Origin of the sequence: Campylobacter sp. FU_520 (assembly GCF_025772385.1) — a bacterium.
Taxonomy (GTDB): Bacteria; Campylobacterota; Campylobacteria; order Campylobacterales; family Campylobacteraceae; genus Campylobacter_D; species Campylobacter_D lari_C.
The window spans coordinates 40,938-63,598 of record NZ_JAKMRZ010000011.1; the positions used below are offsets into that span (position 1 = coordinate 40,938).

General features: G+C 30.5%; 21 protein-coding genes and 1 tRNA gene. 1 reads left to right on the forward strand and 21 read right to left on the reverse strand.

What is annotated here, in order from left to right; genetic code table 11:
* Positions 1–6: 6 nt before the first annotated feature.
* Entirely contained in the window at positions 7–936 is a 930-nt protein-coding gene (locus L8W55_RS05465) for a ribose-phosphate pyrophosphokinase (protein ID WP_039626912.1), read from the reverse strand.
* A 65-nt stretch (positions 937–1,001) separates the two neighbouring features.
* A complete protein-coding gene (locus L8W55_RS05470) occupies positions 1,002–1,406 on the reverse strand; it encodes an acyl-CoA thioesterase (protein WP_039619080.1) in 405 nt (134 codons plus the stop codon).
* Positions 1,407–1,470: 64 nt separating this feature from the next.
* Between L8W55_RS05470 and ciaB the strand changes: the two genes are divergently transcribed.
* On the forward strand, positions 1,471–3,306 hold the full coding sequence (gene ciaB, locus L8W55_RS05475) for an invasion protein CiaB (RefSeq protein ID WP_263677719.1): 1,836 nt from the start codon (positions 1,471–1,473) through the stop codon (positions 3,304–3,306).
* An 18-nt stretch (positions 3,307–3,324) separates the two neighbouring features.
* On the opposite strand, the gene L8W55_RS05480 is transcribed toward ciaB, so the two are convergent.
* From L8W55_RS05480 to galE, 19 genes are all read right to left on the reverse strand, one after another.
* A complete protein-coding gene (locus L8W55_RS05480) occupies positions 3,325–3,519 on the reverse strand; it encodes a hypothetical protein (RefSeq protein ID WP_047208566.1) in 195 nt (64 codons plus the stop codon).
* Entirely contained in the window at positions 3,512–4,981 is a 1,470-nt protein-coding gene (locus L8W55_RS05485) for a DNA methylase (protein ID WP_263677720.1), read from the reverse strand. Before L8W55_RS05485 ends, L8W55_RS05480 begins: the two co-directional genes overlap by 8 nt.
* Before the next feature lie 98 nt (positions 4,982–5,079).
* Positions 5,080–5,169 (reverse strand) — tRNA-Ser (locus tag L8W55_RS05490).
* A 49-nt stretch (positions 5,170–5,218) separates the two neighbouring features.
* Positions 5,219–5,773, reverse strand: a complete 555-nt coding sequence (locus L8W55_RS05495) for a PepSY-associated TM helix domain-containing protein (protein ID WP_263677721.1) — start codon at positions 5,771–5,773, stop codon at positions 5,219–5,221.
* Positions 5,774–5,836: 63 nt separating this feature from the next.
* Entirely contained in the window at positions 5,837–6,547 is a 711-nt protein-coding gene (gene pssA, locus L8W55_RS05500; RefSeq protein WP_263677722.1) for a CDP-diacylglycerol--serine O-phosphatidyltransferase, read from the reverse strand.
* Positions 6,544–7,161, reverse strand: coding sequence for a phosphatidylserine decarboxylase (locus tag L8W55_RS05505; protein ID WP_263677723.1), 618 nt, complete (start codon positions 7,159–7,161; stop codon positions 6,544–6,546). Before L8W55_RS05505 ends, pssA begins: the two co-directional genes overlap by 4 nt.
* Positions 7,161–9,083 (reverse strand): ATP-dependent zinc metalloprotease FtsH, encoded by a 1,923-nt coding sequence (ftsH, locus tag L8W55_RS05510; RefSeq protein ID WP_263677724.1) that lies wholly within the window; start codon positions 9,081–9,083, stop codon positions 7,161–7,163. Before ftsH ends, L8W55_RS05505 begins: the two co-directional genes overlap by 1 nt.
* Positions 9,083–9,919: a 50S ribosomal protein L11 methyltransferase gene (locus L8W55_RS05515; RefSeq protein ID WP_263677725.1), complete on the reverse strand. Its 837-nt coding sequence runs from the start codon at positions 9,917–9,919 to the stop codon at positions 9,083–9,085. The genes ftsH and L8W55_RS05515 overlap by 1 nt, the downstream gene beginning before the upstream one ends.
* A 12-nt stretch (positions 9,920–9,931) precedes the next feature.
* Positions 9,932–10,309, reverse strand: a complete 378-nt coding sequence (locus tag L8W55_RS05520) for a chemotaxis response regulator CheY (RefSeq protein ID WP_039619063.1) — start codon at positions 10,307–10,309, stop codon at positions 9,932–9,934.
* A gap of 111 nt (positions 10,310–10,420) precedes the next feature.
* Positions 10,421–12,184 (reverse strand): UDP-N-acetylglucosamine 4,6-dehydratase (configuration-retaining), encoded by a 1,764-nt coding sequence (pglF, locus tag L8W55_RS05525; protein ID WP_263677726.1) that lies wholly within the window; start codon positions 12,182–12,184, stop codon positions 10,421–10,423.
* 1 nt (position 12,185) lies between these two features.
* Positions 12,186–13,346 carry a UDP-N-acetylbacillosamine transaminase gene (pglE, locus tag L8W55_RS05530; RefSeq protein ID WP_263677727.1) on the reverse strand — a complete coding sequence of 387 codons (1,161 nt, stop codon included), beginning with the start codon at positions 13,344–13,346 and terminating at the stop codon, positions 12,186–12,188.
* Positions 13,343–13,939, reverse strand: a complete 597-nt coding sequence (pglD, locus tag L8W55_RS05535; RefSeq protein ID WP_263677728.1) for a UDP-N-acetylbacillosamine N-acetyltransferase — start codon at positions 13,937–13,939, stop codon at positions 13,343–13,345. Before pglD ends, pglE begins: the two co-directional genes overlap by 4 nt.
* A complete protein-coding gene (pglC, locus tag L8W55_RS05540; RefSeq protein WP_047208557.1) occupies positions 13,926–14,528 on the reverse strand; it encodes an undecaprenyl phosphate N,N'-diacetylbacillosamine 1-phosphate transferase in 603 nt (200 codons plus the stop codon). The genes pglD and pglC overlap by 14 nt, the downstream gene beginning before the upstream one ends.
* The gene (gene pglA, locus L8W55_RS05545) at positions 14,521–15,648 is read right to left on the reverse strand and encodes a N,N'-diacetylbacillosaminyl-diphospho-undecaprenol alpha-1,3-N-acetylgalactosaminyltransferase (protein ID WP_263677729.1); all 1,128 of its coding nucleotides are present in this window, start codon (positions 15,646–15,648) and stop codon (positions 14,521–14,523) included. Before pglA ends, pglC begins: the two co-directional genes overlap by 8 nt.
* Positions 15,645–17,783 (reverse strand): STT3 domain-containing protein, encoded by a 2,139-nt coding sequence (locus L8W55_RS05550; RefSeq protein ID WP_263677730.1) that lies wholly within the window; start codon positions 17,781–17,783, stop codon positions 15,645–15,647. The genes pglA and L8W55_RS05550 overlap by 4 nt, the downstream gene beginning before the upstream one ends.
* A gap of 1 nt (position 17,784) precedes the next feature.
* Positions 17,785–18,885: a glycosyltransferase gene (locus L8W55_RS05555; protein ID WP_263677731.1), complete on the reverse strand. Its 1,101-nt coding sequence runs from the start codon at positions 18,883–18,885 to the stop codon at positions 17,785–17,787.
* Position 18,886: 1 nt separating this feature from the next.
* A complete protein-coding gene (locus L8W55_RS05560) occupies positions 18,887–19,951 on the reverse strand; it encodes a glycosyltransferase (RefSeq protein ID WP_263677732.1) in 1,065 nt (354 codons plus the stop codon).
* The gene (locus L8W55_RS05565; protein ID WP_263677733.1) at positions 19,948–21,642 is read right to left on the reverse strand and encodes an ABC transporter ATP-binding protein; all 1,695 of its coding nucleotides are present in this window, start codon (positions 21,640–21,642) and stop codon (positions 19,948–19,950) included. The genes L8W55_RS05560 and L8W55_RS05565 overlap by 4 nt, the downstream gene beginning before the upstream one ends.
* Positions 21,636–22,622 (reverse strand): UDP-glucose 4-epimerase GalE, encoded by a 987-nt coding sequence (gene galE / locus L8W55_RS05570; protein ID WP_263677734.1) that lies wholly within the window; start codon positions 22,620–22,622, stop codon positions 21,636–21,638. The genes L8W55_RS05565 and galE overlap by 7 nt, the downstream gene beginning before the upstream one ends.
* Positions 22,623–22,661 lie beyond the last annotated feature (39 nt).

Sequence of the window (22,661 nt, forward strand, 5' to 3'; positions counted from 1 at the left end):
AAGAATTTATACAAATAAAGAATTCACACTTTCGTTGTGATAAACTCTGCGTATTACCTCGCCAAAGATAGGTGCTACGCTTAGGACTTTGATTTTATCCATTTGTTGTTTTAAAGGTATAGTGTCAGTTACTACTAGCTCATCAAGCGCATCTTTGGCTATTCTTTCATAAGCTACACCACTAAGAACAGGGTGAGTACAGCAAGCTATAACTGACTTTGCACCTTTGCTTTTAAATACTTCAGCAGCTTTTACTATGGTTCCTGCTGTATCGATGATATCATCTACTAAAATCACTTCTTTATCTTTTACATCACCGATGATGTTCATTACTTCGCTTTCATTAGCTTTTTCGCGTCTTTTATCTACTATAACTATATCAAGCCCTAAAGCTTTTGCTACGCTTCTAGCTCTTGCTATACCGCCTATATCAGGACTTGCGATGATAGGATTTTTATAGTTTTTATTTTTGATATAATCATTAAAAATAATACTTCCATAAAGATTATCCACCGGTATATCAAAAAAGCCTTGAATTTGTCCAGCATGTAAGTCTATAGTAGCTACTCTATCTACTCCTGCTGATTCTATAAGATTTGCTACTAATTTTGCAGTAATAGGCACTCTAGGACTTGCTTTTCTATCTTGTCTAGCATAGCCAAAATAAGGGATGATAGCTGTGATAGAGCTTGCACTTGAGCGACGCAATGCATCTGTCATGATTAAAAGCTCCATTAGATTATCATTTGTTGGAGCACAAGTGCTTTGTATGATAAACACATCTTTACCACGCACGCTCTCATCGATTTGAATGCTAATTTCACCATCGCTAAAACGCTTCACACCTGCATTGCTTAGAGGCAGTGAAAGGTATTTTGAGATTTTTTTAGCAAATTCCTCATTTGCTGAACCAGAAAATATTTTATATCCACGCATATATTAAGCCTTAGAAAGTTTTCTGTGATGATATAAAATTTTTTTTGAAAATACAATAAAACATATTAAAAGCCATGTAATCTTTTTAAATCCGCATCAATAGGAAATTTATTTCCATCTTTATCTACGCTTACATAAGTTACCACAGCTGAAGTTACATGCATGCAATACACACGGCCATATTCATTAGCTCTTTGAGTAACTACTTCTACTTCTACGGTGATGGATGTATTGCCTGCTTTGATGATTTTTGCATAGCAAGATACCAAATCACCTACGAAAATCGGCTCTTTAAAAATGATTTTATCTACCGCAACCGTGACAACTCTTTGTGGGGAGAGTTCTCTTGCAGCAATGGCTCCGGCTAGATCAATTTGTGACATGATCCAACCACCAAAGATATTACCAGCGGGGTTTGTATTGCTTGGCATAGCTATAACTCTTAGCTTAGGTTCTCCCATATCTTTCATACATTCTCCTTGTGTTTTAAAAAAAACATTATAATTAAGTTTTAAAAATAAAGAAAGGTAAAAAATGAATGATTTTAAGCAAATAGCAAAAATTGTGAAAAATAGGAAACAAAATATCAATAGTCTTTATAATATACTTCAAACTAATCAAAGTCATCCTTTGATAGATAGAGCTTTAGAACTAGCTAATCTTGAAAATGAAAAAAGCAATGTTTTGGCAATGTTGCGTCGTTTGGTAGATTTAAAAGAGGAAAATTTAGTCCAAGAGCTTGAGAAAAAAGGTTTAAATGAAGAAGAAATTTCTCAAATAAAATATAAAGTTTTTTCTTTAGTAAGAGCCTTTTATGAAGTAGAACACCAAGATTTAATCGATGAGATTAAGAGTAAAAATTTACTTGATGAGTTTTATTTGGCTTTAGTTCAAGGTGTGCATAATATAGGTGTAGTTATGAATTCTTTTGAGCTTGTTTGGAGTAAGCAAATTTTAGATACAAATAATAAAATTTTAAAAGAACAATTTCCAAATTTAAGCGATGCTTTGGAGTTTTTAAAACAAAATGAGCTTTATCAGCTTAATCAAGATGGCGAAATTTGTGAAAGAAGCTATGGGGCTTTAGTTAAAATAGGAACACTTTGGAGATTTTTACCTTATGCAAAGGCTTTTGAAAATGAAGTTTTAAAGCTTGAATATGAGTTTGATAAACTTTTAGAAAAACTAAGAAATTGTGCGTTAGATGATGAAAAAAATGCTTATATTGACTATATAGAAAAATTAAAATTTGCTTTTTGTGAAAAAGATAATAATGAAGTGGTTAAAAAATGGCAAGAAGCAGAGCTTGCGTGGATGGAAGTAAAATGCCCATTACAAATTGGTCATCCTTTAGAATACTATGAAGACTCTTACACACATGCAGTAGCACTTGAGTGGGATATACGCTTAGAAGATGCGAGTGATTTTAATGCGAGTGAGTTTAAAGATAAAATCAAAGAAAGCTTTGCAATGGTGTATGCAAATTTAGATGAAGAAGATGAAGCTTTGTTTGATGAAGTGAATTTTAATCTTGAAAAAACTCAGCTTTATATTTGTATGCCTATGATTTTTTATGGAGCAGAGCTTAAGGGACTTTTTTCTGCTCAAGTAGTACCAAATGATGAGTATGTAAGCAATATAGCAGGCAAAAAGATCTTTGCTTTTTTAAATTATGTTTATGAAAATGCTAAAACCAAGCCTTTTATGAAGCTTTCTTCTATGGTATTTGAAAAAGAATTTTTAGATTATGGGAGAGAAATTTTATTTTATAATGAAAAATTATGGAAAAGAATTTATGAAGTTTCCACTATAGGTCATGAGTTTGGGCATATTTTCTTTGTGGCAAATGATAGCGAAAAGAAAATGAATGAAAGTGGTGTGTTTAAAAATATAGAAGAGTTTAAAGCTACTGCGGGTGGGCTTGTAAATTTCTTTTTGCATGAAGAAGATGACTTAAAGCTTCCTGTGTTTTATGAGCTTATTAAAAGGGCTATAGGATTGATTGCTTGGCAAAGAGTAGATGAGGTTAAGCCTTATTATACAGAAGGTTTGATTCATTTATCATTGTTGTTTAAATCAGGGGTGTTATCTTTTGCAAATGAGAAATTAAACATTAAATTTGATGAGGAAGCTTATGAAGCCTTTAAAGCTGTGTTTATGCAAAATTACTATAAGTTAGCAAGACATTATATGTTAAAAGAAGATGCTAAAAATTATTTAGATGAGTTTTGTCTTTTAGAAGATGAGGTGTTTTTACCACTTGATGAAGAGTGTAAGGAATTTGTAAAATACTACTATGAATTACATAAACTTTATGGTAATGAAATTGACGAAAGTGGAGAGTTTGAAAAATACTCTAATGTAAAATAAAATTTTATCAAGAAGAACTTAGCTTTCTTCTTGATATTTGCTATTTTCTAATGCTTTTTCCATATCTTTTTGCGTTTTTAAAATAGCTTTGCTAAAGCCATTTAGCACTGAAAATGGAGCAAATTGCGCCGCTCTTTTTTCTCTTGGCATTGGCGGAAATTGTTTTGATTTTTGATATTTTTTATCTATTATATCTTTATAATCATCATGCATTATGACCTCCTATTAAAGAAGTAATTTCTTTGGTTTCATTATCTAAGCTTGAAGCTTTTAAAATAGCTTTTTTACCAAATTTTTGCATGATTTGAAGTCTTGCTTTTTGGAGCTTTTCTTCTTTTTCAAGTTGATTTTTTTCTTGCAAAATTGCATTAAAATCACTAAATAAATTTAGTTCTTGGAAATTTTCTTGAGTTTTATCTGTGATATTATTTAAACTTAGGCTGATTTTTCTAATGCTTAAGTTTTTATCGCTGATTTTGCAAAAAAGTTCTAAGGCTTTTTTATTGATGATTTTTAAAGAATGGGTAAAATTTTCTAAATTTATACTTCCATGAGCATTTTTAGGTATAGTTCTTCCGTAATTATCCTTAGTAATAGCTCCTTTGTAAGAACTCAAAAAACTTGAATTTTCTAAATTGCTTTTATCGTATTGTATATCTAGTGTGATATGGTTTGTTTTAAGGTTATTTTGTATAAGTTCAAGCACTAAATGATCGACAAGTTCTTTTAAAACTTTCATTGCTTGAGTGTTATCATATGCAAAAGGTAAAACCTTAGCCATGACTTTAGAGTGATTTTGCGATTTGTAGTTTTTAATATCTTTCATTGTGCAAGTTTCAATACCCCATGCATGATCGATTAATAATTCAGCATTAACACCAAAGTGCTTATAAAGCAAAGCTTCGTGTTTTAAAGAAAATCTTGCAAGATCTCCCATAGTATGAATGTTTAAATTCGCAAGTTTTAAGGCAATGCCTTTACCTATACGCCAAAAATCTTTTAAAGGTTTGTGCTGCCATAATTTATATCTATATAATTTTTCATCTAAAAAGGCTATAAGTAATCCATTTTCATCTACTTGTTGTCTTTTAGCAAGTATATCCATGGCAATTTTAGCTAAGTACAAATTTGTGCCTATGCCTGCTGTTGCGGTGATTTTACTTGTATGCAAAATATCAAGTAAAACCTTAGTAAGTAGCTCATAAGCTGATAGTTTGTATTTTTCAAGATAAGAACTAAGATCGATAAAAACTTCATCAATAGAGTATATATGGATATCTTTTGCATCAAAATACTTCAAATAAATGCTGTATATTTTTGTGCTAAATTCTATATAAGTTGCCATTCTAGGTTTAGCGATGATGTAATCTAGTTCTAAATTTAAATCATTTTCAAGTTCTAATGTATCAAAACTTTTAGCTTTAAAGCGGTGTTTTTGAGCTTGTTTTAATCTTTCTTGGTTGATTGAATGGATTTTTTGTTTAAACTCAAAAAGCCTTAACCTACCGGGTATATTGTAAGTTTTCAGTGCAGGTGAAACTGCTAGTATGATGGTTTTATCTGTTCTTGATTCATCTGCTACAATGAGATTAGTTGTTAAAGGATCTAGATTTCTTAAAACACATTCAGCTGAAGCGTAAAAAGATTTCAAATCAATAGAAGCATAAATTTGCATAGTATGTGGAGCTTGCCTTTAGATTTATTAAGTTTGACAGTATTAATTATAACAATAAAAACTATTAAAATAGATGAAAGGAAATGAATTTTATAATGTGGCGGACAGAGAGGGATTTGAACCCTCGAGACCCGTTAAGATCTGCACCCTTAGCAGGGGTGTGGTTTCAGCCACTCACCCATCTGTCCGTATTAAAAGGGAAAGTATATCTTATTGTTTATAAGATATACCTTAAATTTATACACTAAGATAAGCTATGATTAAAGTTATAACAAAACCAGCACCTAAAACTGCGATTTGTTTGCCTCTGTCTTTGCGTATAGCTATGATAGTGATTAAAAGTCCTGAAATATAAAGGATTATCATAGCAAGTGCAAAAGCTAGTCCAAGCACAGAAAAATACCACATACCTTTATCTTTATGAAGCAAAATCATATTGCCAAGTAAACTTCTTTCTTTTGTGATGATTTCATAGTTATTTTCATCTATTTTAATAATACTTGCAGTATAGCTTATAGTGCCAAGCTCTATACCATCACCTTTTTTGTTAAGTTTTGGTTCTAAAGATGAAGGAAGTTTTAAGTTATTTTTCTTTAAAAAATCAATTAAAAATTCAGCTTCAGCACCTTCTTGGATAATGGCTTGAACTTTTTGACTTTGAATTTTAGCTCCACTTTCTCCATCAAAACCAGCTATATAGGCAAAACCAGTAACAGCATATAAAAATGCTAGTGGCAAGAAAAATAAGCTAATGTAAATGTGAATTTGTCTGAATAATTTGTTTTTATTCATTTTTAACTCCTTTTTTAAAAATAATGAAAAGTATATTATTAAAAAATGAAGTGAAAATAAAATTTAATCTTTTTTAAATTTACGGGCTAGAGTAAAAAAGCTTCGAATGGTTCCATAAAGTACATATAAACTTGCAACGATTAACGCACTTTCTAAAAAATACAAATAAAGCATGGAAAATAAGATTACTAAAAGGATTAACACTTTTAAAACATTTGCACGTTTTAAATCGATTTTTTTAAAGCTTGGATATCTTATATTACTTACCATTAAAAAAGCTAAAAGCATTTGAATACATACTATCATTAAAGAAAAATCACGCAAAAAATCATAATATAAATAAGCACTAACCCATAAAGCGCTTACAACTGCAGCTGTTGGTATAGGAAGTCCTATAAAAACCGAAGGTTCATAAGTACCTGTGGTGACATTAAATCTTGCTAAGCGTATGGCACCAAAAACTACAAATAAACCTGCTATTAAGGAGCCAAAACGACCATATTCATAACCTATGCTCATATAAAAAAGCATAGCAGGTGCTACACCAAAGGCTATTAGATCTGCTAGTGAGTCAAACTCAACTCCAAATTTAGAAGTTGAATTTGTAGCTCTTGCAACGCGACCATCTAAACCATCGCAAATTAATGATAAAATGATATAAATTAATGCTTTATCAAAGTTTTGATTAATAGAAGCAATCACTGAAATAATGCCTAAAAATATGGAAGCAGCTGTAAAAAGATTAGGTAAAATATAAATTAGTTTAAAATTCATGGATTTAAATACCCTATCAATGCACCAATGCGTACTTTGTCATTTTCATTTACGCAAATTCTAGTATCTTTTGGAAGTAATAAACTCACACTACCATCAAACATAAAACCTATATTTTGTCCATGGTTTAAATGATGACCAAAATCATCAATATGAGCTTTTCTATTTAAAGCACCAAAAATGATACGTAATGCCCATTGTTTGCCTTTAGAGCGTGCTAAAAATAGCATTCTTTCGCCCATTAAATTTGTATTTTTCATAAATGGACATAAAAAAAGCCCGTGTCTTAGCCTAGTTTCTTCTATATCCATATCAAGTGGAGCTATGATATTGCCTTGATGAATGATATTGTTTATAATTTGCACTTCTATACATTCGCCAAGCTCTTTATATGAGCTTGTTTTAATGCTTTTTATTTTTCCTTCTATGGGAGCTATGATAGTATTTGGATCTGCTATATAATCGATTTTACTAGTTCTAAAAAGACAAGCAAAAAGTATAAAAATACACCATAAAAGCCAAGAAAATCCCCATATAAATTGAGCTATTGCAAAAACTATAGCTAGAACTATGAGTAAATTCCAGCTAGCCTTTGCAATAAAATTTGTTTTCATTAGTTATCCTTAGTAGCTTCTTGCTCTTTTTCTTCTAAGCGCGTTGGAAGATTATTTTTTTCCTCATAGTTTTTAATAATCTCTCTTACTTTAGCACCATCAATAGTTTCTTCTTCATAGAGTGCTTGTACCATTACTTCTATAGCACCGCTATAAGTTTTTAAAATTTCTTTTACACCCGCATAGCGTTCATCTAAGGTTTTCTTCACGTACTCATCTAAATCTTGAGCCATTTTATCAGAATAATCTTTGATAGTTTGTCCGCCACTTAAGAATGTATTTCTTTGTTTTTCAAGCACCATTAAACCCGCGATTTCACTCATACCATACATAGAAATCATAGCTTTTATGATATCAGTTGCACGCTCAAGGTCATTGCTTGCGCCAGTTGAAATTTCTTTAATGAAAATTTCTTCAGCTGCACGCCCACCTAAAAGCACATCAACTTCAGCTAAAAGTTCATGTTTTTGCATTAAAAATTTATTTTCTTCAGGGGTATTAAGCGTATACCCTAAAGCTGCTAAACCACGCGGTATAACAGAAACTTTACTTACTTTTTTGGCACCTTTTGTGGTTTCAGCAATTAAGGCATGGCCACATTCATGATAGGTTACGATTTTTTTCTCTTTATCATTAATTCTACGTGATTTTTTCTCAAGTCCTGCTATAGCTCTTTCTACTGCTTCAACTAAGTCTTTTTGTTCTACATGTTTTTTAGAATCCCTGCCCGCAAGTAAAGCTGCTTCATTAATGATATTTGCTAAATCAGCACCCGCAAGACCTGCTGTTAATCTTGCGATATCTTCTACCTTTACTTCAGGTGAAATTTTAACATCTTTCATATGAACTTTTAAAATATCACATCTACCTTTAAAATCAGGCTTATCTACTAAGACTTGTCTGTCAAAACGTCCCGGTCTAAGCAATGCCGCATCTAAGACTTCAGGGCGGTTTGTCGCTGCTAGTACGATTACCGGTGAGCTTTCAGTACCAAAGCCATCCATTTCTGCTAGAAGTTGGTTTAAAGTTTGTTCTCTTTCGTCATTTCCACCCATCATGCCACTTGCTGCACGTGATTTACCTATAGCATCAATTTCATCTATAAATACAATAGCCGGAGCTTCTTTTTTAGCATTTTCAAATAAATCTCTAACCCTGCTAGCTCCAACACCCACAAACATTTCTATAAAAGATGAACCTGATACGCTAAAAAATGGTACATCAGCTTCGCCTGCTACTGCTTTTGCAAGTAAAGTTTTACCTGTACCTGGAGGACCTACAAGCAAAAGTCCTTTTGGAATTTTTGCTCCAAGATTGATGTATCTTTCAGGATATTTTAGAAAATCAACAATTTCTTTAACTTCTTCTTTTGCTTCTTCAACACCTGCAACATCATTGAATTTAACTTTTGGTTTTTCTGAATTTACAAGTTTTTTAGAGCTTCCTATGCCAAGTATGGATCCGCCCATATTTTTTTGCATACGAGAAGCTAAAAACATCCATATACCAAAGAAAATAAATACTGGTAAAACCCAAGAAAGCAAGATATCTATAAACCAATTACTTTCATTAAAAGCTCCATAAGAAACACCTTTTGAATCAAGTAAAGGCACAAAAGTAGCATCATTTGGAACTTTTTTAGTAATATATACCATATTTCCTGCTTTAGACACTGCTTTTATAGTGGTTTGGCCTATATTAACTTGGGCAATTTGATTATTTTCAATTAAAGTTTTTAATTCAGAATAAGTAACTTTTTTGGTATTTTCTCCACCCATAATACCCATGCTACCATCATCTGAAAATCCTTTAAATAAAAGAATCATCACAATGGCAAAAATAGCGAAAATAAAAATAGGGTTTTTATTGAAAAAGCTATTATTGTTTGGATTATCTTTTGGTTCGTTTGGTTTTTTATTCATTATTTTGTTTCCTTTTTGTAAGCTAAACTCAACCACTCTCCTTTGTGTTTGCATTCTAACAAAGTTAAATCTTTGAATTTATCTTTAATTCTTTCTTCATATTTGTTTAAAATACCAGATAAGATTAAAATTCCACCTTCTTTGGTTTTTTCTTTAAGATCTTTTTCTAGTATGATTAAAATATCAGCAATGATATTTGCCACAACTATATCATATTTATGTAAGCTTTTATTAATAGAACCTACCCAAATATCATCAAAGCTAACTTGATTTAATTTTGCATTTTCCTTGCTTGCAACTATGGCTAGCTCATCTGTATCGCAAGCTTGCACTTTAGCTCCAAGCTTTGCCATGATGATACTTAAAATCCCACTTCCGCAGCCTACATCTAAACAAAATTTGGAATCATCTGTGTATTTTTGTAAAAATTCTATACAAGTATAAGTGCTTTCATGATGTCCTGATCCAAAAGCTAAGGCAGGATCTATAATGATATTGATCTTATCTTGTATGGCTTCTTGCCAAGTGGTATGAATGTGGATATTGTCAATAGTTAAAGCTTGTATACCTTTTTTATACTCTTCTATCCAGTTTTTATTTTCTTTTTTTTCTAAAGTAGAATGAAAATAAATCTTAGTGTTAAATTTTTTGCATAATTTTTGATGAAAATTTTGTAAGGCTATTTGAATGAGTTCTATATCTTCTTCTGATCGTATATAAATGCCATTGTTTTTTTCTTCTATGGCGTCTATATCTAGAGAAAAAATAAGATCAAGGAATAAATCTAAATATTCCTTGTCTGTTTGAAAAAAAAGTTCGTAATAATGTGTTTGCATAAAAACTTATAATTAGCCTTCGTTTGTTCCTAAAACATCTTCAAGTTTTTCTTTTAATACTTGAGGTGTAAAAGGTTTTACGATATAGTTATTTACACCTGCTTTTAAAGCCGTAATAACTTCTGCCTTACCACCTTCTGTAGTTACCATAATAATAGGCATATCAGCGTATTTTTCTTCTGCTCTTACTTTTTTTACTAGTTCTAAGCCGTTCATTTCAGGCATATTCCAGTCGGTAATTAAAATTTTAATATCATCATTTTGTGAAAGTAAATCCCAAGCTTCAACTCCATGTTCAGCTTCTAAAACATCTTTATGACCTAATCTTACAAGAGTGTTTTTGATTATTCTTCTCATGGTAGAACTATCATCAACTACTAATAACTTCACTTTTTTTCCTTTATTCCGATGTAATTACATAAGTGTAATTGTATCGTTTTTATTTTTATTAATCAATTAAAAGTATATATTATACCATTTTAAAATAAAATTAGAATTTAATCACTCTCCATTTTTGTTATGGTTAAACTCAGGCACAATTTCCTTTAAAACTTTTGCAGGATCTGTGCTTTGGAGTAATTTTTCTATTTCTTGATTTAAAATTTTTAAATCTTTAATTTCGCTAGTGGTGACAAAAATGCTTTCATATTGAGTCTTTAAATCATCTTCATGGATTAAAAGCTCTTCATAAAGTTTTTCACCTTTTCTAAGTCCGGTGATTTTAATTTCTAATTTTTTATTAGAAAGCAAAAGCATTTTTTTAGCCAAATCCATAATTTTAACAGGCTCGCCCATATCAAGTACAAATAATTCTCCACCTTTAGCAATAGCTGCAGCTTGTAAAACAAGCTGCACAGCCTCATCTACTAGCATAAAATAACGCACTATATCAGGATGAGTAAGAGTAAGTGGTTCATTAGCTGCAATTTGAGCTTTAAATTTAGGTATTACACTTCCACTTGATCCTAAAACATTACCAAAACGCACACAGGCTACTTCAAAATTTTCACAACTTGAACTTAGTGCATAAAGCTCACAAATTCTCTTTGTACAACCCATGATATTAGTCGGTCTTACAGCTTTATCAGTGCTTATCATAACAAATTTAGCAACCTTGTAAGTCTTTGCAAGATCGATTAAATTTTTAGTACCTATGATGTTATTTAAAATAGCTGAATGTGGATTTTGCTCACATAAAGGTACGTGCTTGTAAGCTGCTGCGTGTAAAATCAAATCTATGTTTTTTTCTTGTAAAAGTTTTTCTAGAGCTTCTTTGTCTAATATACTCATCATGATAGGTTCAATTTTTTCTTTATGTAAGCTTAATTCTTCATTGATTTTATATAAATTATACTCGCTATGATCAAGCATAATTAAATGTTTTGCACCAAATTTAATACATTGTTTGCAAAGCTCGCTTCCTATAGTCCCACCAGCCCCACTAACTAAAACTATCTTATCTTTGATAAAATCAATCACGCAAGCATTATCTAAATCTTTTGGCTTACGTGCTAATAAATCTTCGATGCTTATATCTCTTGCTTCATTTTGTGTAAAAGAAAAAAGCTTTATATCATTAATCCCATAAGCAATAAGCTCATCAAAAAGCTTTTTGAGTTCTTCTTGCTCAAGTTTTAAAGCAATGATAGCAGTATGAATACCTTCGGCAGTATATTTTCTAATAGCTTCTTTTTCTTCAACTATAAATTTATCACAATAAGTACCTATTAAATTTTTACGCTCATCTACCACAGCTACGGGGAAAAGTCCTAAGCTTCCTTCTTTGGCTCCTTTTAATAAATGCAAAGCCTTTGAAGTGGCACCAACTACTATACAAGGATGTTCTTCATTGTATTTTGGTTTTCTAAAATCAACTATCATTCTTTTGCTTATACGCAAACTTCCAATTAACATACAGGATAAAACAAAGTCTATCCCTATAACGCTTCTTGGAAAAGGGTTAAAAAAATCATCATAAAAATAATAAATTGCTAAAAATACAAGCTCAGCTAAAGCTAAAGCGATGACTAATTTACGTGCTTCATTAAGTGAGAAAAATCTCCAAGCAACTTGATAAATTTTAAAAAAAGCTAGAAAAATGATTTTAAGTAAAATCAAAATCACAGCACTTTTAAACATACCTTCATAAAATTCACTTGGGATGTCTGCACTAAAGCGTAAAGAAAAAGACAAATAAATACTTATAACAAAAAGTAAAATATCAGCGCCTAGGAAAAAACCTAAGCGTTTGCTTTTATAATCCATCTTAGTCCTTTAAGGTGTTTAAGATTAAAGTAGAAACTTCCTCTACATCAGCTTTACTCATAGTAGTTGCGCTTGGAAGGCAAATTCCATTGCTAAAGAAAAACTCACTATTACCATTTAAGTAAGCATCGCAGCCTTTGTAAAGTTCTTGTAAATGCATAGGCTTCCAAAGCGGACGACTTTCGATTTTGTTATCTTTTAAAACTTGTATGATTTTTAAAATTTTATCTTGAATTTGAACATTTTTATTTTCACATATACAATGTTTTTCATAAGTATTAAGTTTATTTAAATCAAAATCAAGTAAGGCAGTACTTAGCCAGCGATTTGACTTGGTATTTTCAAGCTCATCTAAAAAAGTAAAAGTTCCACTTAAAAATTCTTTATACCAGCTATAAATTTCACGCTTTTTACTCACTCTTTCTTCCAAAACTTCCATTTGAGCAGTACCGATTGCACCTAAAATATTGCTCATTCTATAATTATAGCCATATTCTTTATGCTCATAATGAAGGCAATTTTCTCTAGCTTGGGTGCTATAAAATCTTGCTTTTTCAAGATTAGTATGATTTTCACTTACAAGCATACCACCACCACCTGTTGTGATGATTTTATTACCATTAAAAGAATATACTCCAAAATCCCCAAAAGTACCTAAAGCTTTATTTTTGTAAAAACTTCCCAAAGCTTCAGCAGCATCTTCGATTAAAAAAATCTCATTTTCTTTACAAATTTGGACAATCTCATCCATTTTAGAAGCATTACCATAAAGGTGTGTTAAAATGAGAGCTTTTGGCTTTTTAGGGCTTTCTTTGATAGCTTTTTTTAATAAATTTACATCTAAATTATAAGTTTCATCACAATCAATAAACACAGGCGTAGCATTCATGTAAGAAATAGGCGCTACTGAAGCAATAAAAGTAAAACTTGAAGCTAAAACCACATCACCTTCTTTAATACCCAAAACTCTTAAAGCTAGATGAATAGCTGCAGTGGCTGCATTTAGAGCAAGTGCGTTAGAACTTTTTGTATAATCTTTAATACTTTGTTCTAAGGCATTAACAAACTCACCTAAAGGTGCTATATAATTACTTTCAAAAGCTTTGTGTATGTATTCTAATTCTTTTCCACTCATATGTGGTGCTGATAGAAAAAATCTCATTTTACCTCCTTTATTTTCTTAGCAGGAACTCCGGCATAAATGCCTTTAGAAGTTAAGTTTTTAACCACAACTGCTCCCGCACCTAAAGTTATATCATCATTTAAACTCATACAAGGAATAACACTTGAATTAACTCCCAAAAAACAACGCTTTCCTATTTTTACATTTCCTGTTAGTTTAGCCCCAACGCTAATATGGCTAAACTCATCTACAAAACACTCATGCTCAATCACACAAGCAGTATTTAAAATCACACCTTTTGCAATGTTAGCTTTAGCATTAACTACGACATTTGGCATGATCAAAATACCCTCATCATCTAAAAAAGCACTTGAGCTAATAATAGCACTTTTATGTATCAAATTTACTAATCTAAATCCATCTTCTTTTGCTTTTTTGAAAAGTTTTTCTCTAATAGAGTTTGCACCAATAGCAATAAACATATCATGTTTTTCTAAGTTGGAGTGATATTTTAAGCCTTTATTATCATCCAAAAAGATAATTTTTTCATACCCTAAATTTCTAGCTACATCAGCACAGACTAAACCATGCCCACTAGAGCCATATATATAAATACTTTTAGTTGTGCCCATTGAATTTATCCGTTGTAGCTACTCCTTCTTTATTAACCCCACTTCTTTTTAAAACTTTAACAATGGTCATAAAAAAGATTTTAAGATCAAATAAAAAAGAGCAATTTTGCACATATTCTACATCATATTTAAATTTTTGCTCCCAAGAAATAGCATTGCGTCCATTGATTTGCGCCCAACCTGTAATGCCTGGTCTTACATCGTGGCGTTTTTTTTGTTCTTGATTGTATAAGGGTAAGTATTCTACAAGTAAAGGTCTTGGGCCTATGAAGCTCATATCGCCTTTTAATACATTAAAAAGTTGTGGTAATTCATCTAAACTCAAGCTTCTAACTAGCTTACCAAAAGGCTTTAAGCGTAATTCATCAGGAAGTAATTCTCCATTTTCATCGGTTTCATCGCTCATAGTCTTAAATTTATAAATATAAAAAATTTTTTCATTTAATCCTGGTCTTGCTTGTTTAAAAAGCACACTTCCTTGAACGATTTTTAAAACAATACCTATAAGCACTATAAAGGGTAAAAAAATAATCAATAAAATCAAAGCCAAAAAAAAGTCAAAAACACGCTTTAAACCATTTTTATACATTTATAAAACCCCTATAAAAGTCAAGATAATTCAAAGCTATGATATTTTCATCATAATTTTGTGCTCTAATAAAAGCATTTTGTGCTAAAGTATTTTTTAGTTTTTCATCTTCTAATAAAACTGCGATTTTTTCAGCTAAATCTTTACTATCTTTGCATTTGCAAATTAAACCATCTATGGCATTATCCACTGCTTCAATGCAACCCTCAGCATCGCTTACCACACATGCTTTTTTACAAGCTTGTGCTTCTAAAACCGTTCTTGGATAGCCTTCTTTATAACTTGGTAAAACAAAAATATCGCATAAATTTAATAAATGTGTAATATCACTTCTTGCGCCAAGATAAAAAACATCATTTGAGTTTAAAAATTCTAATGGTGCACAAGATTTATTATCATCCCTTCCACCTACTAAAACAAAATTTGCCTTATCTTTTAAAATTTGGCTTGCTTCATAAAATTCTTTAATACCTTTATGCCAAAGCGCTCTTGAGATCATTAAAACGATAGGTTTATTGGGCATATTGTGTTCTTTTAAAAAAGCTTGTTTTTCTTCTGTGCTAATTTTTAAAGGTAAAAATTGTTTTAAATTTAGTCCTACGGATTTGATGATTTTGATTTTTTCTTCTTTTAAGCCTAAATTTTTCATAAATAAAGCATTGCTTTCATTGACAAAAATAAAACCATTAGCAAGTTTAAAAGAAATTTTATAAAGTAAATTAATGCTCATTCTTACTAATTTGCTTTTAAAATCATCATCTATATAAAAACTTCCTAAGCCCTCAACCAAACCAAAAGTGTATTTAATACCCGCCATTTTAGCTGCTATAATACCTGTTGTATTGCTTTTGTGAGCGCTTGTTTGTAAAAGATCTAAATTTAAACTTTTGAGTGTATTTTTTAAGCTAAGTAGATTTTTAAAAACAATCAAAGGATTAACGCTTGATCTGGCTAAATCATAAAAGCAAACTTTATAGCCTAGCTCTTGTAATTTAATAGCAAAATCATCTTTTGGAGTGATGATTATAACTTCATGATTATTTTTTTCTAAAGCTCTAATGAGTGTAAGACGAAAATAATACACACTCATTGCGCTATGGGTTAAAATTCCTATTTTCATCTTTTTAGCCTATAAATTTTTGCTCTTGCATCATTAGTGACTTGCTCAAATAAATCTTGATCGTATTGATTTAATAAAAACATTTGTATGTAGGCACTATTATAAAGACTTTCATCTAAAATCACAAAGCTTTTATATTCTCTTAAAAAGAGCAAATAAATTTGAGCCTTTGAATCAATTTCATTGTAATAAAATTTACCATTAGTGATGGATTCTATATCCACAAAAGCTTTTAAAGGTATGCTTGCACCTTCTACTTTTAAGGCTCTAAAATCATTAATAATTTCTACTCCATTATCAAGCATAACAGAACCTGTAGTTTTATCTTGAGCTATGGCATTAGCTTGGGAGAAAAATAAACTTTTTTCTTGCTCTCCATTGTCAGGATTTGTATTTGCAAATTGTGCCACCACAGGCATGATACGCAACATTCTATAAGGCATGTAAATATATACATCTCTAGTTTTATTGGTATCAAATTTAAAATTTTTATCATTTAAACTTTCTAAAAAATCTTTAGCACTTGTTTGGTTATAATCTTTAACCATGGCTTTTAAAACATCAGGATAGTTTTCTTTGAAAGATTTTTCAGTGTATTCTACGCTAAGTCTTGCCATGTTAGCTGCTGGAATTTGTTCTTTACTTAAGACAAAAGATGAGAAAAAATTATCTTTTCCTAGGTGTTTTCCACCATCAATTAGGGTTTTTACATCGCTATAATAGCGTATTGGGTAACCATAATCCCACCAAGCAACGACATAATCTTCTCTTTGAGCTTTATTTTTTAAATCATTTAAAATGTTAGCTTCATAAGAAGTAAAAACAGTAGAGGATTTATAATAATAAATATGCATCAAAGCAGGGCTTATACTAAAAAATGTAATAAGTATGAGTAAGATATTTTTATTTCTTAGACTAAGTTTTATTTGTTTTTTTTCTAAAAAATTAAAAAAAGCATATAGAAAATACCCAAAACCCAAAGCCATCACTGGAACTGCATAAATGGTAAATCTAAGTCCAGCTCTTAAAGCCATAAAACCTAGTGCAAGCATAGGTAGAGCCAAAAGCATACTTTTATGATCTTTGCAAAGTAAGATAAAACCTATAAAAGAAAGGATAAATACTAAAACACTAGAGCTAATTCTTTGCATAAATACTTCAGGATCGATAGTATTTACTTCCATAATGGTTTCATTGACATTAAAATACATAAAGGCAGCATCTTTTAAATTTTGCACATCAGAAGCTTTAAAAACGTAAAATTTAAGCTGATATAAAACAGGATCTAAACCACCACTTAAATGTAAAATCAAAATGCTAATAAAAATCAAAGCCCAAATCATATAAAAATTAATTTTTTCTTCTTTAAAGGCAAAAATAGCAAATAATAATACAATCAAAGCAAGTTTATATTGCCATGCTAGCATACTTAAAGCTATGATCATCAAAGCAATAGCTAGATAAAAAATCTTTTCTTTTCTATGAAATACTAAAGTATAAAGACCAAAAAGTCCTATCATGGCAAAATTTAAAGAATAACTTGATGGATACCACCACAAATAAATCATGATGAAAATTGGACTTAAAAGTAGGGTGAAAATGTCTTTATTAATAGTTAAGCGTATAAAAGTAAGTAAAATAAGCATTGGTAAAACTAATACTAGCATATCTGTATCATAATACCCACTCATAGTGCGGTTGTAATAACTATTTGCAATGCTTCCAAGTAAGGCTGCTATAAAGCCATAGGTAGTGAGTTTATACTCTCTTGCGATTAATATAATAGGCACAACAATCAAAGAAGCAAAAAAAGTACTCATATATAAAATAATACTTTCAAAGCTAAAAGGCAAAATACTATAAAGCCAATAAGTCAAAGTAGAAAGTGAGCTTCCAAAATAAGATAAGTCATTAGGTTGGTGAAAACCTGCTATCATATCTCTTGCACCTTCTGCAAAAGCATAGCCATCATTAGTAGTAATCATAAGTTGATCATTAAAGAAAAACTCATAAAACTCACTTGCCCAAGCTATCCAGTATAATCTACACAAAATACTAAAAGCAAAGGCTATAAGGATTAAAATACAGGTATATTTTATAGAATTATTATCAGTGAAATTTTGTCGTAGTTTCATTTTATGCCTTGTTGAAAAATTCAAATAATTGCTTTGCTATGCTAATTTTATCAAATTCTTTTGCACGCAAAAAAGCCTTTTGTCTATATGAAGCTTTTAATGCTTCATCATTGCACATTTTTTCTAAGCCTTCTTGCATGGCTTTTTCATCATCTACTTTTACTAAAAGTCCAAACTCATCATCTAAAAATAGCTCCCTTGCACCACTTTTATGATCAGTGCAAAGCACAGCAGTATTACAAGCTAGGCATTCGATTAAAACATTGGAAAAGCCTTCAAAACTTGAAGCAAAAGCAAAAAAGTCGCATTTACTCATGTATTTATAAGGATTTTTATCAAAACCTAGTAAAAAGACTTTGTCTTTTAAATTTAAAGTTTCTATTAAAGCTAAAAGCTCATCTTTTAAAATACCCTCGCCTAAAATGACTAATTTTAAATCAGTTTTAACTTTTGCATAAGCTCTTATAAGCATAGCATGATTTTTACCATGATCAAGCCTGCCAACGCTTAGTATAAAAGGATCTTTAAAGTTTATTTCTTCTTTAGATTTTTCTATAATGCTTTCTAAATCTATGGCATTGTATAAAATATCACATTTTTTTGCTTCTATGTTGAAATTTTGTATTAAATCTTCTTTGTTTCCTATAGAATTTGCTAAGATTAAATCTGCTTTGTTGTAAAGTTTTTTAATAAGAAATTTATTGATAAAAGAATTTAGATTATTATGTTTATAAATTACACTTGGAGTGGTGCATTCATTGATAATAAGGGTTGATTTAAGCCCTAGGGATTTTGCCATTAAAGCAATATAATTAGGTCTATTTAATAATACAAATTGCAAATTGATTTTTAAATCTTCACAAAGTTTTTTGTATTTCATAGCTAGCAAGGGTAGTTTTAAAAATTTAGCTAAGTTACTTTCGCTTGGATTTGATTTTTCAAGGTAGTGGATATTGACCTCAGGAATATCATAGGATATTTTATCATTCATTAAAATCAAATGTACTTCATATTTTAAATTTAACACAGGCAATAGCGTAGATACAACCCTTTCAGCACCACCACTTCCTAAAGAATAAATAAAAATTGCTAGTTTTTTCATGTTAAACCCTTACTTCTTTGATCAAATCAAGCCATTTTTGTGCTACATTGGCCACTTCATAATCTTTACATCGCTGCTGTGCATTAAGCGCTAGTGTTTTTCTTAAATTTTCATCTTGCATTAAAAGGGCGAGTTTCTCGCTTAAAGTCTTTTCATCATCTAAATCTACTAAAAATCCATCTTTTCCATCTTCAATTAAATCTTTATGACCGCTTGTGTATTTAGTGCTAATGCGCACTACTTGATAATATAAACTTTCAAGTAAAACCGTTGGCAAGCCTTCTATGAAAGAGCAAAGGCAGATTATTTTTGCTTTTTTATAAAGTTCTTGCATATTTTCAACTTTACCTAAAAAATTAACTTTGATATTTAAATTCTTGGCTTCTTGTTCTAAATCTTGTCTTAATTCTCCATCGCCTGCTATGAAAAAGTTGTATTGTTTTTGTAAATTTGTATCTAGTCTTGCTATGGCTTTTAAAAACATAGAAGCATTTTTATTATGATCAAGTCTGCCTACGAAAATGACATTATTTTCTTTTTCTAAATTTTCTTTAATGGGGCTAAAATGACAAGGATTTGGCATATTGATAACTTTTTTAACAAAGTTTTCATAATAATTTTTATCATCATTACTTAGCACGGTTAAAGCATTTGCATGAGGAAAACTTATACGGCGTAAAAATTTCCAAATTTTAGATTTTAAATAAGTATAAGAGCTATGCTCGCTAATGATTAAAGGTGTATTAGAACCTTTATTTGCCCAAATACAAGCGATATTGGTAGTATCTAAAAATGAGATAAAAACATCGCTTTTATGATCTTTAAGTGCTTGTTTTAAGGCTTTGAATTTTTTAATACGTGAGGCTATTTTATTATAAAGAGTGGAAAAGTCAAACTGCTCTAGGGTAAAAAGTTTGATTTTTGGATCAAGCTTGTAAAAAGAGTCTTCTTTGTGAAATTTAAGAATATTTATTTCATGATTTTTGCAAAGCTCATTAGCTAAAGTGACCAATACTCTTTCAGCACCACCTGAATTTAAAGTAGCTATGATGAAAGTGATTTTCATACTTGTTCCTTTAAATGCCCATGATTTACTTCAAATACTCTATCACAACCTTGTATAGTTGAGAGTCTATGAGCTATAATGATGAGGGTTTTATCTTTTGAAATTTTATAGATTTCTTCCATGATTTTTGCTTCACTTTCTTGATCAAGAGCGCTAGTTGCTTCATCTAAAACTAAAATTTCAGGCTGTTGGTAAAGCGCTCTTGCTATGGCTATTCTTTGTCTTTGACCCCCACTTAAAAACGAACCTGAATCACCCACCTTAGTATGCACTCCATCTTCAAGTGAATTTACAAAGCTTTCAAGATTAGCTTGTTTGATTACCTTATATAAAAGCGCTTCATCCACTTCTTCTCCAAAGCTAATATTTTTAGCAATAGAATCATTAAAAAGATAAATTTGTTGAGGTATGTAGCCAATTTTACTTCTAAAACTTTTTATATTGCTCTCATCAAGCTTAATTCCATCTACAAATATAGCGCCATCGCTTGGTTTTAAAAGCCCTATGATAAGATCAACTAAAGTACTTTTACCACTTCCACTTTTACCTATAAAAGCGATTTTTTCATTTTTCTTAAGCTCAAAATTTAAATTTTTAAATAAATTTTTCTTACCCTTATAAGCAAAGAAAAGATTTTTCAAAACGATTTTTTCTTTAAATTCGATACTTTCATCGCCTAGTTTTTCTTCTTTTTCATTGAGCATGTTATAAATAATATCTAAAGAGTTTTTATAATATGTGATTTCATTATAACTTGTGATGATACGATTAGCACTTGGCATAAGTCTATAAAGAGCCACCACGAAAATGGTAATGGTTGCTAAGATAGATGAGATATCACTTTCATATCTTAAAACTAAATACACCACGATAAAACAAAGCATACAAAAACCTATACCTTCAAGGTAAATTCTAGGTATGCTTGACATGCTTTCATTGCTAATGTTTGCTTTGGCAAAAAGCCCACTTTGAATTTCATAAAGCTTTTGTGTGCTTTGTTCTTTGGTTTTGAGTTTGATGATTTTAAGGTTGTTTAAATTTGCATTTAAAATTTCAAAATAATTTTTCATCGCCTCTTCTCTAGCTATGGAAGCTTTTTTTACCAAGGGTGAGAGGATTTTAATCAAAATAAAAGCATTTAAAAGTAAAAAAGCACTTAAAGCTAGGGTGATTTTATAGTTGATAATTAGCAATAAAGTATAAAGTAAAAACACCACAAAACTTTCACTTAGCATAAGTAAAAAAGCACTAATTAAAGTGCTTAAATGAAATACTTCTTGAGTGATGGTTTTTAAAAGTTCTGATTGATTTTTATTAGTAAAATTTTCATATTCAAGGTGTAAGTATTTATCAAAAATACGACAAGCAAGGCTGTGATAACGCCCTTTAGAAAAACGCGCAAGCAAATGAAAATAAAAGGCATTTAAAAAGGCTCTAAAAATATAAAAGGCGATTAATATACAGCCAAAATAAGCAATAATCTTATAGCTTGGTAAATTTAAATACTCATATATAGGTTGAAAATAGGAGCTTTTTTCTAAAAGCTCAAAATTACTCGCTACCGATACAAAAGGCATGATTAAAGAAATAGCAAAGCTTTCTATAAATCCTATAAAAATAGAAAAAATTAGCAAAGCAAATAAAAATTTCTTATCATGAGCATTGAGTATGAAAAAAAGTTTTTTTAACACTGTTTTTCCCACTCATAAGCACTTTTGCAGATTAATTCTAAATCATCATATTTTGGTTTCCAATTAGTTAGAGTTTTGATTTTATCCGCATTTGAAATAAGCACAGAAGGATCTCCAGCTCTCTTTGGTGCAAGTTCTACTGTGAAATCCACTCCACTTACTTTTTTCATAGTTTCAATAACTTCTTTTACGCTAAAACCATGTCCATAGCCTACATTGAAAATATTACTTTCATTGTTTTCTAAGTAGTCTAAAGCAGCTAAATGCGCACTTGAAATATCATCAACATGGATAAAATCTCTAATGCAAGTGCCATCTTTAGTATTATAATCATCACCAAAAATATAAAGCTTTTCTCTTTTTCCTGTGGCTACTTCAGCAGCAACCTTGATAAGCAAAGTAGCTTTTGGATAGCGTTGACCTATAGGATAACTCATGCAAGCACCTGCTACATTGAAGTATCTTAAAATGCAGTATTTAAATTCAGGATTTGCCATATTAGCATCTTGTAGGACTTTTTCACTCATAAGCTTGCTTTGTCCATAAGGATTAATCGGTGCTAATGGACTTTGCTCATCTACGATAGGAGTTTGTGGCTCTCCATAAGTAGCTGCGGTTGAAGAAAAAATGAATTTTTTCACACCTGTTTCTAAACAAGTTTGGATTAGATTACTTGTGTTTGCGGTATTGTTCATATAGTATTTTAAAGGATTTTCCATACTTTCAGGAACTTCAATGCTAGCTGCAAAATGCACAATCGCATCAAATTTTTCTTCTTTGAAAAGTTTTTTAATCCCAACATAATCGCTTAAATCTTGCTCAAAAAACTTAAAAGGTCTGATTTTAGAAAGTTCATCTAAACTTTTTTTGCTACCTTTTGAAAGATTATCTAATACACAAATTTCATGATTTGTTTCTAAAAATTGTTTTAAAGTATGAGAGCCTATGTATCCTGCGCCACCGGTGATTAAAATTTTCATTTTTATCCTTTTTGTGATATTTAATAATAGTTATTTTAA